This window comes from Paenibacillus sp. Marseille-Q4541, assembly GCF_018310695.1.
Classification (GTDB): domain Bacteria; phylum Bacillota; class Bacilli; order Paenibacillales; family Paenibacillaceae; genus Paenibacillus.
In genome coordinates, this window is record NZ_JAGXCY010000019.1 from 42,534 (window position 1) to 58,956 (window position 16,423).

Sequence of the window (16,423 nt, forward strand, 5' to 3'; positions counted from 1 at the left end):
CCTCTTCATAATAACGTGCAATCGTATTAATTGGTCTTCCAACCTGAGAAACGTCTTTCAATCATCACTAGCCCCTGATTAATAGCAAGTCCAAGTGCTGATATTGTTAAAATACCGGCATACATCTCAGGAATTTGAAAATTGTACTGGGTATAATTAATGAAATAACCAAGCCCTGCTTTTGCCCCCACCATTTCAGCTGCAATGAGTACGAGAATTGAAGAAGCTCCTGCGAGTCGAATACCGGTAAAGATCGAAGGTAGTGAAGCTGGAAGAATAACTTTAAGGAATAACTTCAAGGAACCAAGTCCGAGCGAGCGCGCCGATTTCACAAGTAACGGATCGACATTTCGCACCCCGTTCACAGTGTTCAGAAGAATGGGCCAGGTACAAGCGAATAACACAATTGAGATCTTCGATGTTTCTCCAATGCCAAGGATCAGAATAAAAACAGGTAACAAAGCAAGCGCCGCTGTATTACGGAACAACTCTAGCACTGGACTTAGAATAACGGCAATCGGCTTGTAATAACCGATCGCGAGTCCAAGAGGAATGGACAAGCAGATCGCTAGCAACAGCCCGCTGACACTGCGTATAATGCTCGCCTGAAAGTTCTCAAGCAGCGCACCAGATAGAACGAGTTCCCACCACGCCGCAAGGACTTTAGATAATGGCGGTAAGAAGGTCGCATCTACTAAAGAAAGCCTTGGGGCGAGTTCCCATACGAAAGCGAGTACAACGATGGCAGCTGAGCCTCTGATACCGCTGAATACTACCGTCTTTACTCGGGTTAATGTCCCTTGCATCTTAACTTCCCTACTCATGATTTCTGGCCCCAACGTATCTTTGTCGGTAACAGTAACTCCTTCCGCAGGTGCAGAAGGATGTGCTACAGGTACAACAATCGATTTGTTCATGCTCATACACTGCAACTCCTTTCATATATTTGTTTTATAGTAAATTGACTGCTACTTACTTTTTGCCTTAGTGTTCTCTCCTGGAGCTCCCTTACTAAGGTCAAAAGCTTGTGATCGCTGTACTTCTTCTCTAAGCTCACTCCAAATCTCGTGCCTGAGCTTGCCGAATTCGGCCCCTGAGCGAATGTCCTCTTCCACGGTACGAGAACCGAGCGGTATATCAATAACTCGCTTGATGGTTCCGGGTCTAGCTGTCATCACCGCTACTCGTTGTCCCAGATATACTGCTTCGTCAATGCCATGCGTGATAAACACAATGGTCTTTCTTGTCTGTTCCCATATTCGAAGCAATTCGTCTTGCAGGGATTCCCTAGTCTGAGCATCCAGTGCTGCAAAAGGTTCATCCATTAGTAGTACCTCAGGATCAAAGGCAAGACTACGGGCAATGGCTACCCGCTGCTTCATCCCTCCAGAAAGTTCATGCGGATAACGATTTTCAAATCCGTTTAAGCCAACCAGCGACAGATAATGACGAGCTCGTTCCTTCCTTTCCTTCGAGCGGATCCCTTTCGCCTCGAGTCCAAACTCAATATTGTCTTGTGCGGTGCGCCAAGGGAATAATGCATACTGCTGAAATACAATACCTCGGTCTAGTCCAGGACCTGTAATTGGCTTCCCATCCAATAAAATCTGACCAGAGGTAGGCTTAGACAATCCAGCAAGCAAATCAAGCAAAGTCGACTTCCCGCAACCACTGGGACCAACAATTGCCATAAATTCTCCTGAACGTACCGCCAAATTTACGTGATCCACTGCAGTGAATTCCGACACTCTCTTCCCTTCCCGAATGGAGAAACGTTTGGTTACATCCTGAAAACTAATCTTGGAATCTACATTCGATTTTACGTTGTTAGGCGTAATGTATAGATTATTTTCACTCATAGCAGATACGCTCCTCTCTTTTATGACTTCCGTCTTACTTTTTATCTTCGTCCTTAAAAGGATTAAACTCATTCGTGTACAAATCTTCAATTTTTACGTTGCTTGCCTTCTCATCCCCACTCGTTTCCAGCCACTTCCTCCATATCTCGAATTCCTCTTCACGGATGGTTCCACCCTTACCAGCAATACTCGTGGACTTCCAGTACTTCAGATTGGATCCATCCTCCTGACGACCCCGTTTCTTTATAATCTCCTCATAGCGTTTAATGACGGTCTCTTTCGGCTGAGTACGAGCCCATTCAATCGCCTTGGCAGTCGCTTCCACAAATTTATTTACAGTGTTCGGATTTTCTTTAATGAATTGATTCGTAAAAACAATGGTGCCTGCGCTCTGAGCTCCGAACAGCTCGTAATCACTGAACAGCTGACGAACGCCGCCCCGATCTAGAGCTCGGTCTCTTAGAATTCCGCCTAAGACTGCCACATCTATTTGATTAGCACGTAGTGATTGTTCTGTATTTACTGGAGGCAAAGCGACAAGAGTCACCTGTTTGATTTCCTCCTCCGTCAATCCTCCCCTCTGCAAATATTCTTTCAGCACAAATTCCGCATGCGCGCCGAGTGTATTCATTCCGACTTTTTTGCCAATTAGATCCTTAGCACTTTTAATTGGACTTTCTTCCAGCACGTAATATCCGCTATAAGATAGCTCATCCATACCGTAATAGCTAATTACCGACTTAATCGGTGCACCGGCTGAGATAAGTTTAATGATTGCGCCATTAAAAGCTCCCCCAAAATCGGACTGTCCTGTAGCTGCTGTTTGTATATCCTGTGGTCCACTGGTCGTATTGCCAATCCATTTGAGCTTAATAGGAGCCAAGTATCCGAGATCCTCTGCAAGCTCGGGATAGGTAACTGCTCCCGTTGATCCTTGATAACGTAGCTCTAGAGTTTCTATTCCTCCTTCTTTATCTGAAGAGGCAGAAGCAGCTTTACTATCATGGCTGCAACCCGCTGTCAGCAGTGCTGCCGACATCACCGCAATGAGGACATGAAGCGCCCGGCCCCTCATATGCTTTCTCTTCCCTGCCGTTCGAGCGTTTATATACCCTTTGCTCTCAAACTGGACCATCTCTTTGTCCTCCCTTGTTATTCTATCTTTACATGTTGCTCTAACCTTTTTCCCACCGCATACAACAAAAAAAGACGCAAGCGGCAGAGGATATTTACCCTTTCTGCTGCAGTGCGTCTCCGGTTACTCCGGTCAACCTTACAATTCCCATATACTTACTATGATTTGTGATTTGAATCATAACAGAGTCTTCTTGTTTCGTCAATATAGTTTTTTTATTTTTTATCAGAACAATCTCTTGCCGGGAAACGTACAGCTTCTCGTTATTTCCATGCTGTATATCTGAAAAGGTCTCATGAATAAATTGGTATTCTCTGGCTCAACCTAATGCCATGTGTTTCTTACTCCAAATCCCTATCTTGTTAGGAGGTGCATTCATATAGACTGGATCTGGAAATCTATTCTCCTTGTTCTCATTGGCATGGTGCTGTTAAGAATCGCTGGACGCAAATCTATTTCCCAAATGAGTTTTGCCACGACCGTCATTATGATTTCGATCGGAACAACGATTGTACAGCCCATTGCGAACCATGAACTAGGAAAAGCGATAGGTTCAGCAACCTTATTCATCTTGACGCTGTTATTCGTAGAATGGATTCAAGTCAAATCCAATTTCTTAGAGAAGTTAATGAGTGGAAAGTCAGTCGTCATCATAGAAGATGGTCAAGTCATCGTTCAAAGTCTCAAAAAAATGAGATTCAGCGTGGACCAGTTAGAGATGCAGCTCAGAGAAAAAGGAATTGCAAACCTTTCCGATATTGAAACCGCAACAATAGAGGCAACCGGTCAGATCGGTTATGTACTCAAACGGAGGGCTCGTCCCCTTACCGTAGGCGATTTTGAAGATATGCTATTAGGAAAGCAGATTGTTTCCGAGCCGCATTCAAGTCCGTTATTTCAAGAAGTTAAAGAGAAAGAACATCAGGAACCTGTTCATACGGATCTCAAGTGAGATTTGTTTACAGCAGAAAGAAGCATCCTAACCACGTCCGCCGCAGTTATGATGCTCCTCAAATAAAATAATCTCAACTCCTTCATAGTTTACTGTAGTTCTTCTCTCAAACGAGTAATAAAACTTTGAATCGGTCCTGTAAAATGTTTAGATTCCGCTCGGACCCAGCCAAGCGATACGGGTTTCTGCTTCACATCAGCAAGCCCCAGAGTTACAATTCTCGAATTGGCATTTGTATATGACGCACGAAACGTAAAATCCACTCCGACAGTAATCGCTTGATGATGTTGAACTGCTGCTCGAATCGCATCCGTATTGTTGGACACAAATACGACATGCACCTTCCCGTAATTTTTTTGGAATTCCTCAATAAACCACTCCACATAATCATCTTGATATATGACTAACATCTCTGTCTTCAGCTGCTCAGCTGTAATAGAAGAAGCTGAAGCATAGGGAGAATTCACATCGACACCAGCAACAATTCTCCCTTCCAGTAAAGGTTCAAATACCAGGCCCTCCATCTTCGATTTCAGCTGTTCTGATTCAATGACTAGACCAATATCTAGCTTATCTTGTCTGATATCATTCAATATTTGAAGAGAGCCTTTCTCGGCAATCATCGTTTGTACTGCTGGATAATCTTGTTTAAAACGAATAAACGCAGAAGTCCACAACGCCATAGGTCCTGGAATCGAAGCGATTCGAATTTCCCCTTTAATATCACTAGTAAAATGAAATGCTTCGCTTTTTAGATCCTGTACTTTCCCCAGAATTTCATAGATACGCTGAAGCAACACTTTACCTTCTGCCGTTGGCACCGCTCCTGCCCTTGAACGATGAAACAAGGGAACACCAAGTTCCGCTTCCAAATGAGAAATCGCCTGACTAATTGTCGATAAAGTTACATGTTGATTTTGAGCAGCTTGGGTAAGCGAGCCCGTTTTGGTTACCTCCGCCACATAATTTAACTGTTCTATATTCAATTTTGGCGAGCTCCCTTTTAGTTCATTTTTTTTAAAGTTACCTTTATTATGATTAATTATTCTTAAATATACTATCGTGCTATCATGTGGATATGACATAAGTCACAACTTATAAGATATAACTTCCCTTCTTGTGACGAATATAAGGATATCATTATAGAAACAAATGACAACTTAGAAAAATGGAGGTAATTAGAATGAAACTTACAAATAAAGTCGCAGTTGTAACGGGCGGAGCAAGTGGTATTGGAGCTGCAACAGTAAAACTATTCGTAGAAGAAGGCGCTAGGGTCGTGATCGCGGATTTCTCTGATCAAGGTCAGTCTTTATCCGATGAACTAAACGCAAATGGATTTGATACACTTTTCGTAAAAACAGACGTAACGAATGAAGAGCAAGTCAAACATATGGTTGCAGCTACCGTCCAAAAATACGGTAAATTGGATGTGCTATTTGCGAATGCTGGTATTGCTCGCGATGGCAAAGCTCATACATTAACCGTAGAAGATTGGAAACATACGATTGATATCAACCTCTCCGGCGTATTCTTATCTGATAAATATGCCATCGAACAAATGCTCGCACAAGGAACGGGCGGTAGTATTGTTAACTGTGGTTCCATTCATAGTCACGTTGGTAAAGACTCTGTTACTGCGTATGCAGCTGCGAAAGGCGGAGTAAAACTGCTTACCCAAACACTGGGTATCACTTATGCCAAAGATGGTATCCGTGCGAACGCTGTATGCCCTGGATACATTGATACTCCGCTCATCAAAGGCCGTACACAAGAAATTACGGATCATCTCGTTTCTTTACATCCCATGGGCAGACTGGGTAAACCAGAAGAGGTTGCGAAAGCTGTTCTTTTCCTAGCTAGTGATGATGCTTCATTCGTAACAGGAACAAGTTTGCTTGTAGATGGCGGTTATACTGCACAGTAATAACATTCCTATCAAAAGCCCCAAAGTAAGGTTTCTGGAGCTTTCCTTCCGGGCTCCTAACTTGGGGGCTTTTGTTATTCCTTTGATTTCTGCCTATAAGTAGCAAGTAGAGCAATTCCGGGAACGATCCATATCGAAACAGCCGTCGTTACTATAGCCAGTAAAACTCCATAAAGCCCTGTCTGGACACTGAGACCAAAGGCTGAGGATAACAGAAACGCAGGCAAACTATATAATGTACGAACCGCCAGAATAGCTGCTGACTGATGCTGAACTTCCGTATATGGCAGTACTTTCAGATAATCAGAATTCGAAAAAATGTTCCATCTCGTAAATAACCAGTAAGCAATCATAAATAGAATAAGCACAAACATAATGCTTTTTATGTAAATAGGAGGAAGCCAGATCGCCGGTATCCCAATGAACGAAATCTGCGTGTACATAAGTAGTGTTTCTTTTTTTCTTAAAAATGCCTTAATCCCGGCATTGGCTAGTCTTTTTTCCGGTTTCCCCTTATATAACCGCTGTGATTTGGTGAACAGCCACGTTTTGCTGGTGCTTTTTGTAGGTTTCTCCGTCGCTTGCGACAACAATTTCTCCGTAAGCACCATCTTGGTTTTGTTATCTTCATGGACATCTCTCATAAAGGTCCCTGTCATACGAATTCTTTTTCCTATGAGCCATAGAAGAAAAATCATCAGCAAGAGAGTAAGCGGTATTCCAACTACAGATAAAAGAAAGGCACGGTTTCGTATCGTGATCATGATAAGAACGATTGCTAAAACTGTAGGTAGGAGTGATAGAAGCTTTCCTTTCCATCCACTATAGTTCACACCTATCATTCTTTCAGCCAATCCACTTACACAAGACAACACAGCAATAAAAATAAAAAATGTAACCCAAAAAGTAAAATCAAATTCAAAATTTCTCACCATAAATGGAAGGACGATCATGGATAATAAACATCCTTTACCCATGTTCGTAAGAAAACTTACGAGTACTCCCCGCAGCATAATTTGCTTCATCCATGTCTTTTGTTGCCTAAGAAACAACACATCCGCGTCCTCTAGAAAAAGTAGTAGTTTACCTGAGAACAAGATCCAGATCACAACAGCAAATACGGGAAGCGGAATCCACGCTGACCAATCGGGAAGGGGATCTGTCCAGAAGTCAATATATATCCCTCCTCCGATCAACAAGCCTGGAATGAGAATATATAGCATGACAATCCAGTCTACAACTGTAGCGAGTGCCTTTCTTTGCTGTTCGATATAAGTACGAAATCTACGCCAAAATATAATTCGCGGAGCTTTCTGCAGCATGACCTCTCTCCTTCCTCTTCCTACTTATGCCAAAAGAGTGAAACAGTCAAATAATGATGCATTCGGCTGTCTGGCAGCCAACCTTATCTCTTCAAGGGTACCTCTGGACGCAATTTCCCCCTTTGACATCAGTATAAAGGAATCACATATCCGCTCTGCGGTATCCAGCACATGGGTACACATAAGAATACCTGCACCACGTTTTCTTTCCATATCAAGCAGCTCAAGAAAATCCCTCGTCGCCCTTGGATCCAGCCCGATAAAAGGTTCATCTACGATATACACATCGGGTTTCGATAGAAATCCAATCATCAGCATCATCTTCTGTTTCATCCCTTTAGAAAAACCGCCTGGTAGTTTGTCTCTCACTGCAGTCATGTCGAACTGTTCCAGCAGCAAATGAGCCTGTTGCTCAAATGGCTGCTCTTCCATACCAAAAGCAGCAGCGGCTAGATCTAAATGTTCCCATAGTGTTAAATCTTCATAGTAAACCGGACTCTCAGGTACATAAGCATACCTTGGCGGGTCACCTGAAATCGTTACACTCGCTTTGCATTCTTTGAGCAAACCTAGAATGGCTTTGATGGTTGTACTTTTACCAGCTCCATTCGGACCAATTAGACCCAGTAGTTGTCCTGGCATAATTTCAAAAACAACATCCCGAATGGTAGCTGATCCCGATTCGTATCCCGCTTCCTCAATATGTACTTTAAGAACAGCCTCTTGATGTTCTAAATGGATGGGCATCGACATATTCCACTGCTCCTTTACGGATTCACTTTTAAAAAATATACGTATGAGCAGGCATGTCGTTGCAACGGATGCACTACATAGGGTCCGATACGGAGTCAGGCTCCTTTGTTAGGAAGGCACCGCCCATTAGAACAACTCCACTAACTACAAATACAGATAAGAGACCTGCTGAACTGCCAATGAGCCCAAAAACCACCGGAGCGATAAGTTGCGACAGCCGATTGGAAGCAAGCCGAAGACCAAGTATTTCTCCGGTCCGATTTTTAGGTGAAGCATTGTAAGTCGTTGTCATGGATAAGGGCTGCCCGCAGCCAAGTCCAAGTCCCATAGCAGCACTCAGAAGACAGTAAGCAAAAAAATGATCAACTACCGGCATCAGGGCAAATGAAATACCTGCCAGTATGATTGAACCAAACAGAACCTGTCCTCGTCCCATCCGGCGCGTGAGACTGGTGAGAAAAAGCCTTACTGCTGCCATTGAGAGTCCCTGTATCGCAATAATCCATCCAATTTCGGAAATCGTAAGCCCTACTTCTTCGCCAAGCAAAGGAAAGTAAGCGACAAAGATATCTCTGGAATAAAGAACTAACGCACTGGAAAGAAGTGCTTTGCGAAGTGAAACTTTTTTGAGCAATGACAAGGATGCGCCCAATTTCATCTCCTGTTTACCTTGAGATTGTTTACGAACATTAGGTATAAAAAAAGAAAATAGGATAGGCAAAACACCAATAAAAGAGGCATATCGAAATGCAGTAGAAAAAGATGCATGGTCTGCCAGATATCCACCGAGGACAGGACCAATAAATCCGCCAATGGCGACAAACATACTAAACATGCTGAAATAATGATCCCTGTTCTCACGAGTAGCGACATGTCCAAGCACGTTCTGTAGCGAGATGACGAGAAAGACATGTGACAGACCTACAATGATTTGGGACGCGTATAGTGCAGGTATCGAAGGAAAAAGTGCAGGAATGAGTACACCAACCGCCGTACCAAAAGACCCAAGAATAACAGGAATTCGATCTCCGATTCGGTCAGCGATTTTTCCTGCATGGATGGAGAAAATTAGCGGCAAAACAGCATAGACTGCCACCAAAAACCCTACTTGCTGCGTGTCTGCTCCCATGTTGGTTGAATAAAGGGTGATTAACGGTCTTGTCATATTGAGGACGACCTGGAATCCAAGAATGACGAATAGGATGATTCGGAGTATCATTGAGCGCACCTCTTTACGTTTTTAGCTTGATTTTTACATTCTGAAAACTACAATGAGAAAGAAAGCGTTTTTATTCAACTGCTGAAGGGGGCTTGTTGCTTTGCTTACACGTAGAAATCATGCACGCAAGGGACAGCCGATGAAGCTGAGGTCCAAAATTAACTTACTCGTTATTCTAAACATGCTGCTCGTTCTGTTGTTGTTGCTATCGGCCCTTTCCTATCTCATCATCGAACGTAAATTTGATGAGGCAAGTGACCATGCACTCTTTGTAGCAAGAACCGTAGCGGCACTCCCTGAGACAAAAGAAGCTCTGGAAAATAAGAACAGTGCAGTGATTGATCCACTTGCCAATCAAATGAAAGAAGCTTCTGGTGCCGAATTTGTTGTCGTTGCGGATACCCAGCTCATTCGATTAAGTCATCCGGACCCAGCAAAAATCGGCTACACATTAAAAGCAGACGATCTTCCTCTAGACAAGCTTGTGCTTCAGGGCCAAGAAATCGAAACTACCTCTAAAGGAAGTCTAGGACTATCTGTCCGTGGAAAAACTCCGGTTTGGGGGGACAAAGGAACCCCCATCGGTCTCGTCTCCGTCGGATTTCTCGTAAGCAGTATTTGGCAAGACATCCTCCCCGTTCTCATTGCAATGGGACTACTTGGTCTCCTTGCTTTATTTCTAGGTCTTGGAGGTGCCCATCTTCTGTCAGGTCATATCAAGAAACAAATATACGATATGGAACCTGGAGAAATCGCATTTCTTACAGAACAACAAGCGTCCATCCTAGACTCGACGAAAGAAGGAATTATCGCGATCAATAAAGAAGGCAGTATTATTACCTGTAACCGTGAAGCAAAAAAACTGATGGGTACACCGGATCATGTTCAGTTAAGCGGACAAAAGATTCAAGACACGCTTCCCGAATCAAGACTGATGGATGTCATTCATGACGGAGCCATTCACCGAGATGAGCCTATGATTATTGGTAATCATCTCATTATTACAAATCGGGTTCCTGTTGTGAGCGGTGGCCATATCATCGGGGCTGTAGCTACTTTTCGCGATAAGGTTGAGCTGGATCGCATCTCTAAAAATCTGGCTGATATCGACCAGTACATTGATGCCCTTCGAAGCCAAAGGCACGAATTTATGAATCAGCTGCATCTTATCTCAGGTCTTATTAAACTAAGAGAATACGATATGGTTGCCGAAATTATTGATGAAGTCAATGAAGAACAACAACATCTCATGGATTTTTTCCTGTCTAAAATCCCCGATGCTGCCGTAGTCGGCGTACTCATTGGGAAATTGCACCGCACTAAAGAAAAAGGAATCATGTTGATGGTCGATAATGGATCATCTATACCAGACCCTGTACCGTACCGTGATCTCGTGATCACGTTCCTCGGTAACGCAATTGAGAATGCACTCGAAGCCATCTCTTCCACCACTACAACAGATACCGGAATTATCACCGTGTCATTTACAGATCAACAGGGTGGGCTGATCATTGAAGTTCAAGATAATGGACCAGGCATTCCTCCGGATCTGCAGGACCACATATTTGAAGATGGTATAACAACAAAAGGCATGGGACGAGGTTTTGGTCTTGCTTTATTAGAAAGAAAAATGACTGATATATCAGGCAAGTTGGTCGTAGAAACCTCTCCAGCGGGTACAAAACTGACTGCATATTTGCCGTATGAAGGAGACGAATCATCATGAGTTCAGGTTGGAATCAGACACAGCTTTCGGTCCTTATCGTAGAAGATGATTTTCGAATTGCCCAGATGCATGGTAAATATGTGGAATTACATTCAGGATATACACTGGCAGGTATTGCTCATAACTATAAGGAAGCTGTTAACTTTCTCGAAAATAACACGCCTGATCTGCTCTTATTAGATGTGTATTTACCGGATCATTCCGGTATCGAACTACTGCGTACCATTCGCAGTAAGGGATTAAAAGCAGACACCATATTCATAACTGCATCGAAAGAGAGCGATATGATAGAAGAAGGTCTCAGGCTCGGTATTTTTGATTACTTAATTAAGCCGTTTGATCTTGACCACCTGCAAAATACACTTTCTAAATATGCGAAGTATAAATCAAGGTTGACCTCTTCAGCAGAGCTAAGTCAAGATATGGTTAATGATCTCATGAAACTTCGGGCACCCAAAGAGACGGCTTCTCCTGTCTTCCAAAAGGGAATTGGTGAGAAAACATTGGAACTGATACTGGATTGCATTCGGAGCAGCAACGATTTGAAAACGGCCGAAGATATATCTCTTCTCGCAGGTGTCAGCCTTTCTACCGTACGTAACTATTTAAAATACATGGTACAAGAAAACAAAATTGAAGAGTTTCAGCAGTATGGTACGATCGGACGTCCTCAGAAATTGTACCGGATCAAAAGTTAGCAAAGAAACGGCATCCATGAATATTCATCATGGCATGCCGTTTCTTTTATTTTAGCGGAATTCTCTTGGAGTACGGCGGGCTACCCCAGTTAAAATGGCCGTTTCAATGACGGCTTTCCGCACCTGTTTTACGACTTGTTCATTGAAGGTACTCGGAATAATGTATTGATCATTAAGTTCCGAATCCGAGATTACAGATGCGATCGCTCTTGCAGCAGCAAGCTTCATAGGTTCATTAATGACTCGGGCCCGGCAATCCAGTGCTCCTCGAAAGATGCCCGGGAATACGAGCACGTTATTGATTTGGTTAGGAAGATCACTTCTGCCCGTAGCAAATACTTTGACATGAGGCAAAGCCTCCACAGGATCGATCTCAGGAACTGGATTTGCCATGGCAAAGACAATGCTGTCTGGCGCCATTTTTTGTACATCTTCCGCATGAAGAATTCCTCCTCTGGAAACACCGATGAATACGTCTGCGTCTGGGAGTACATCTTTAAGAGTTCCTTCAACACCGCCTAGTTGAGGCTGGTCCGCAAGCCACTGCCACATCGGATATTCATAAGTCCCTCCCCTAACAATAGCTCCATGAATGTCCACCGGTACCAGGTGACGCACGCCGGCTCCAAGAAGCATTTTACATATGGATACCCCTGCTGCACCAATACCGTTTACGACGACTTTGATTCTATCCATTCGTTTCCCTACGACTTTTAGGGCATTTAGCAGCCCAGCGATTACAACGACAGCCGTACCGTGCTGATCATCATGAAAGATCGGAATATCCAGCTCTTCTGTTAATCTTCGTTCAATTTCAAAGCAACGGGGGGAACTAATATCTTCCAAATTAATACCACCAAACATCGGACTGATCACTTTAATCGTCCGAATGATCTCATCCGTATCCTTGGTATCAAGACATATCGGAAAAGCATCTACATCGGCAAGCTGTTTAAATAACATCGCTTTCCCTTCCATAACAGGTGCAGCCGCGTGAGGTCCAATATCCCCGAGCCCAAGGACAGCAGAGCCGTCCGTGACAACAGCTACCGTATTTCTTTTGATCGTGAGCGAATAAGCTTTCTGCTGATCTTCATGAATCGCAGTACATACTTTCGCAACGCCAGGCGTATAGACATGAGATAGATCATCCCTTGTTTTAATCGGTAGTTTCGGTGTAACCCCTATTTTCCCACCCAGATGCAGTAAAAACGTTCGGTCTGAGACATTGATAAGGCGGATCCCATCTACACTTTTCAAAGAATCTACAATTTGTTTTTCACCCGTTTCCGTTGCATCCACTGTAATATCACGAACAGATGTATCTTTACCTGGACGAATTACATCAATGGAAGTAATATCTCCTCCCGCTTTACTGATCGCTCCCGCCACCTCACCAAATGAAATTTTGGTATGGTCAAGTTCAACACGCACAATAATACTAGTGTGAGCCATGGTTACAAAACACTCCTTGTTTCTCTATTTTTATATTAGATTCAGCTATTCATTACCAGCCGATCACCCCGATAATGAGTGCAGTGATGAGCATAACAAGCGTTGATCCAATTGCCCATTTCAGTGTAAAACGCTGATGATCTCCGAAGTTTACGCCGGCAAGCCCTACGAGCAAATAAGTTGATGGTACGAGCGGGCTTAGCAAGTGGACTGGTTGTCCAAGTAAAGATGCGCGTCCCATCTCGACTGCATCGACTCCGTATGTGGCAGCTGCTTCTGTTACCAAAGGAAGAATCCCGAAATAATAAGCGTCATTGGACATAAAAAAGGTGAACGGCATACTTGCAATTGCGGTAATAACCGGCATATGTGGACCCATGGCGTCTGGGATAATAGCGACCAAAGTTTGTGCCATTGCATCGACCATTTGAGTGCCAGATAGTATACCTGTAAAAATCCCCGCTGCGAATACCATAGCCGCAACACTCAGTGCGTTCCCTGCATGGGAAGCAATTCGTTCTTGCTGTTCTTCAAGTGAGCGATAGTTAATAAGAAGCGCCAGTGAAAACGCTATCATGAATAGAATAGCCAACGGCATAAATCCAGAGACTAGACCTACTAATAACCCTACGGTAAGTGCTAAGTTAATCCAGATCAAACGAGGACGCTTATAACTCATTTCTTCTGTTGCGGCAGTTTCGCTTTCAAAAACGTCAAACGAACCCCCCTCACGATAAACATAAGTGCCATTTGCTGCGAGGCGTTTACGCTCTTTACGCCCAAGAATAAAAGCAACGAAAACGACCCAAGCTGAACCAACTACCATTCCTGGAATCATCGGGTTAAATAACTCGGCAGAATCCAAATGAAGGGCACTCATTGCTCTAGCAGTCGGACCTCCCCAAGGGGTAATATTCATAATTCCACCTGCCAGCATGGTCACTGCCGTTAGAATAAGTGGATTCATATTCAGCTTCTTATAGAGAGGGAGCATGGCTGCTATGACAATCATGTAGGTGGTCGAACCATCGCCATCAAGTGAAACGAGCAGAGCAAGAATCGCGCTTCCAATGACAATTTTGAGTGGATCCCCTTTTACTATTTTCAGGGTTTTATTCACCAGAGGGTCAAATAATCCGGCGTCGATCATAATTCCAAAATACAAAATTCCGAAAATCAGCATGACACCGGTCGGAGCAATATTTTTGACCCCATCCATCATCATCGTCCCTAGTTCAGGACCGAATCCACCAACCAAAGCAAAAAGAACAGGAATCAAAATGAGGGCAACTAAAGCAGATAGACGCTTTGACATAATTAGAAACATAAAGGTTGCAATCATAAGAAAACCAAGTAATGATAGCATCGTAGTCCTCCACTCTTCACTCAGGATGTAATTTTGGTAGCGCTTTTATTTCCAGATTATATGTGATATTGCTCACACCGGATATGATAAAAAGGTAAACATCTTATTTTACGTTTAAATCATTATTCACAATAAACACAACCAATCGAAAAAGGCGCATAAAAAAAGGACGATCACCACAACCGTGGCAACCATCCCTTAAATTCAAATTAAAATCATAATTTAGTTCAAATGTACGCGAATTACCGTTTCAGACAAAGCTGTAACAGAACCAGCAGTTTCCAAAGATTCTACACTCTTAATTGCATCTACTCCGTCTGGAATTAGAACCGGAGTAATTACCGGATATCCTGCAGCCTGAATAGCTGCGATATCAAATTCGATCAGAAGTTGACCTGCTTTAACTGTATCTCCTGTACTTACATGTGCCTTGAACCCTTCTCCTTTGAGAGAAACCGTGTTGACACCAATATGAATCAAGACTTGTGCTCCTGATGCATGTTCTAAAATGACCGCATGTTTACTTTTATCAATCAAATGAGCTACTTTTCCGTCAAAAGGAGCTACTACTTTACCCTCAGTCGGTTCGATCGCAACACCTTCGCCCATTGCTTTTTGTGCAAATGCAGGGTCTGGAACCTGATCTAGAGGAACGACTTTCCCTGTCAAAGGTGCAGTCACCTCAAGAACTTCTAGCTTCGGTTCTGTCTTGCCTTTTAGCCATTTAAACATAAAATCTCCTCCAGTGTTTCTATCCAAGTCTTTTTATATTGTGCAGTTCTATTATATATTACTCTAAACGTTAGCGCATCAATCGCTTTACTTAGAGAATATGTAACTTTACCATGATATCACATTTGTAATGGGATGTATTTTATAGAATCCGCTTGGTATCTTTGATCTTTATATTGATAAGTTATGACCAGGTCCCCTACTGGAATTCCAAAATCATAGGTTGCAGCCACAGTTGTCATGAGCTTTCCGTCTTTTAATTCATATCTCTGCACAGAGCCAAAACCAATTTTTTTATTAAACTCATCTTTGTTATATCCTGGATTTTCGATCGTTTGTGTGATTGGTTTTTGATTTCCTTTAATCTGAATTTGAATGTGCATCTGATCCTTATCCAATGTCATTTCCGATTTTATATTTTCATCCACGATCCTTTCAAGTGAATCCACCCTCACTTCTTTCCTTGAGGAAGGGTCAATCACTTTAACCTCTTGCATAAACAATCCCGTTCCATACCCCAATGTGTTGATGACAACCATTTCATTTTTGCCATCACCGGAGATGTCTTCTACATGGATTTCAGGTTTATAACGCCAATTCCACAATCCTTCCCATTCCGGATATGTACTCCACGTTCCTGCCAAGCGCAGCTTCATTCCTTTAACATAACCTGATTCTTCTACTTTTACGGGAACCAGTACGGTATCTGGTTCTCCCTTTGGACTCATTTTATAGTAATTTGTTGTTTTAAATTCTGCTGTGTTTTTATCTTCAGATAAAGTAAACGTTGCTCCCGATATTTCTTCCAGTAAAGATGCTGGGATAAGCATATTCCCATCCTTAAGCTGAGCTGGTACTTTAAGCTCAATCGTATCTTTATTGGTTAACACTTGATTACTTCCAGCGGAAACTAAATATTTATTCCCATTCTTGTTAACCGAAGCTCTCTTGTGAACATTATCCCAAGCGAGCTCAACGCTAGCTAGCTCATGGATTACTTTTAAAGGCAGTATGAATACTCCTTTCTCAATCTTGACGTTAGAAGAGACCCTCGTCTCTTGATCATCGATAAACACGACGGGGTTATATTTTTTAGCCACAGCTTTAGATAGCGGTATTACCGAGCCAGCAACAACGATTGAGATTAGCAAGACAGATGCGATGCGATTCCACAATTTCTTCATAAAAAAGAGACCCTCTTTCTGATTCCATTGTACTTTCTCTATATATTAAACACTTTTTGGTAAAAATAGTTACAAAATCCTATCTTTTTTTGGGG

The 16,423-nt window shown here is 42.9% G+C and carries 15 protein-coding genes; 4 read left to right on the plus strand and 11 right to left on the minus strand.

The window, feature by feature from the left end; genetic code table 11:
* Window positions 1–26: 26 nt before the first annotated feature.
* The 3 genes from KFT32_RS17555 to KFT32_RS17565 form a co-directional block, all read right to left on the minus strand.
* Window positions 27–806, minus strand: a complete 780-nt coding sequence (locus KFT32_RS17555; RefSeq protein WP_249435962.1) for an ABC transporter permease — start codon at window positions 804–806, stop codon at window positions 27–29.
* A 162-nt stretch (window positions 807–968) separates the two neighbouring features.
* Complete coding sequence (locus KFT32_RS17560; RefSeq protein WP_211748538.1) at window positions 969–1,859, minus strand: ABC transporter ATP-binding protein; 891 nt, start codon at window positions 1,857–1,859, stop codon at window positions 969–971.
* Between the two features lie 34 nt (window positions 1,860–1,893).
* Complete coding sequence (locus KFT32_RS17565) at window positions 1,894–2,934, minus strand: ABC transporter substrate-binding protein (protein ID WP_211748596.1); 1,041 nt, start codon at window positions 2,932–2,934, stop codon at window positions 1,894–1,896.
* Between the two features lie 481 nt (window positions 2,935–3,415).
* Here KFT32_RS17565 and KFT32_RS17570 point away from each other — a divergent pair, with 481 nt between their 5' ends.
* Complete coding sequence (locus tag KFT32_RS17570) at window positions 3,416–3,946, plus strand: DUF421 domain-containing protein (RefSeq protein ID WP_249435958.1); 531 nt, start codon at window positions 3,416–3,418, stop codon at window positions 3,944–3,946.
* Window positions 3,947–4,035: 89 nt separating this feature from the next.
* On the opposite strand, the gene KFT32_RS17575 is transcribed toward KFT32_RS17570, so the two are convergent.
* Window positions 4,036–4,932: a LysR family transcriptional regulator gene (locus tag KFT32_RS17575; protein ID WP_211748539.1), complete on the minus strand. Its 897-nt coding sequence runs from the start codon at window positions 4,930–4,932 to the stop codon at window positions 4,036–4,038.
* Window positions 4,933–5,129: 197 nt separating this feature from the next.
* Between KFT32_RS17575 and KFT32_RS17580 the strand changes: the two genes are divergently transcribed.
* Entirely contained in the window at window positions 5,130–5,873 is a 744-nt protein-coding gene (locus KFT32_RS17580; protein WP_211748540.1) for an SDR family NAD(P)-dependent oxidoreductase, read from the plus strand.
* Window positions 5,874–5,947: 74 nt separating this feature from the next.
* Here KFT32_RS17580 and KFT32_RS17585 read toward each other — a convergent pair whose 3' ends face one another.
* The 3 genes from KFT32_RS17585 to KFT32_RS17595 all read right to left on the minus strand — a co-directional run bounded on the left by KFT32_RS17585 (window position 5,948) and on the right by KFT32_RS17595 (window position 9,167).
* Window positions 5,948–7,195 (minus strand): ABC transporter permease, encoded by a 1,248-nt coding sequence (locus tag KFT32_RS17585; RefSeq protein ID WP_211748541.1) that lies wholly within the window; start codon window positions 7,193–7,195, stop codon window positions 5,948–5,950.
* A 24-nt stretch (window positions 7,196–7,219) separates the two neighbouring features.
* Entirely contained in the window at window positions 7,220–7,948 is a 729-nt protein-coding gene (locus KFT32_RS17590) for an ABC transporter ATP-binding protein (protein WP_211748542.1), read from the minus strand.
* Window positions 7,949–8,021: 73 nt separating this feature from the next.
* Window positions 8,022–9,167, minus strand: a complete 1,146-nt coding sequence (locus tag KFT32_RS17595; RefSeq protein WP_211748543.1) for an MFS transporter — start codon at window positions 9,165–9,167, stop codon at window positions 8,022–8,024.
* A 100-nt stretch (window positions 9,168–9,267) separates the two neighbouring features.
* Between KFT32_RS17595 and KFT32_RS17600 the strand changes: the two genes are divergently transcribed.
* Both KFT32_RS17600 and KFT32_RS17605 read left to right on the plus strand, forming a co-directional pair.
* Window positions 9,268–10,893 carry an ATP-binding protein gene (locus KFT32_RS17600; protein WP_211748544.1) on the plus strand — a complete coding sequence of 542 codons (1,626 nt, stop codon included), beginning with the start codon at window positions 9,268–9,270 and terminating at the stop codon, window positions 10,891–10,893.
* On the plus strand, window positions 10,890–11,591 hold the full coding sequence (locus KFT32_RS17605) for a response regulator (RefSeq protein ID WP_211748545.1): 702 nt from the start codon (window positions 10,890–10,892) through the stop codon (window positions 11,589–11,591). The genes KFT32_RS17600 and KFT32_RS17605 overlap by 4 nt, the downstream gene beginning before the upstream one ends.
* A 51-nt stretch (window positions 11,592–11,642) precedes the next feature.
* On the opposite strand, the gene KFT32_RS17610 is transcribed toward KFT32_RS17605, so the two are convergent.
* The 4 genes from KFT32_RS17610 to KFT32_RS17625 form a co-directional block, all read right to left on the minus strand.
* Entirely contained in the window at window positions 11,643–13,046 is a 1,404-nt protein-coding gene (locus KFT32_RS17610) for an NAD-dependent malic enzyme (RefSeq protein ID WP_211748546.1), read from the minus strand.
* 52 nt (window positions 13,047–13,098) lie between these two features.
* Window positions 13,099–14,412, minus strand: coding sequence for a CitMHS family transporter (locus KFT32_RS17615; RefSeq protein ID WP_211748547.1), 1,314 nt, complete (start codon window positions 14,410–14,412; stop codon window positions 13,099–13,101).
* A gap of 222 nt (window positions 14,413–14,634) precedes the next feature.
* Window positions 14,635–15,144 carry a PTS sugar transporter subunit IIA gene (locus KFT32_RS17620; protein ID WP_211748548.1) on the minus strand — a complete coding sequence of 170 codons (510 nt, stop codon included), beginning with the start codon at window positions 15,142–15,144 and terminating at the stop codon, window positions 14,635–14,637.
* Window positions 15,145–15,263: 119 nt separating this feature from the next.
* Entirely contained in the window at window positions 15,264–16,328 is a 1,065-nt protein-coding gene (locus KFT32_RS17625; RefSeq protein ID WP_211748549.1) for a stalk domain-containing protein, read from the minus strand.
* Between the last annotated feature and the right edge of the window lie 95 nt (window positions 16,329–16,423).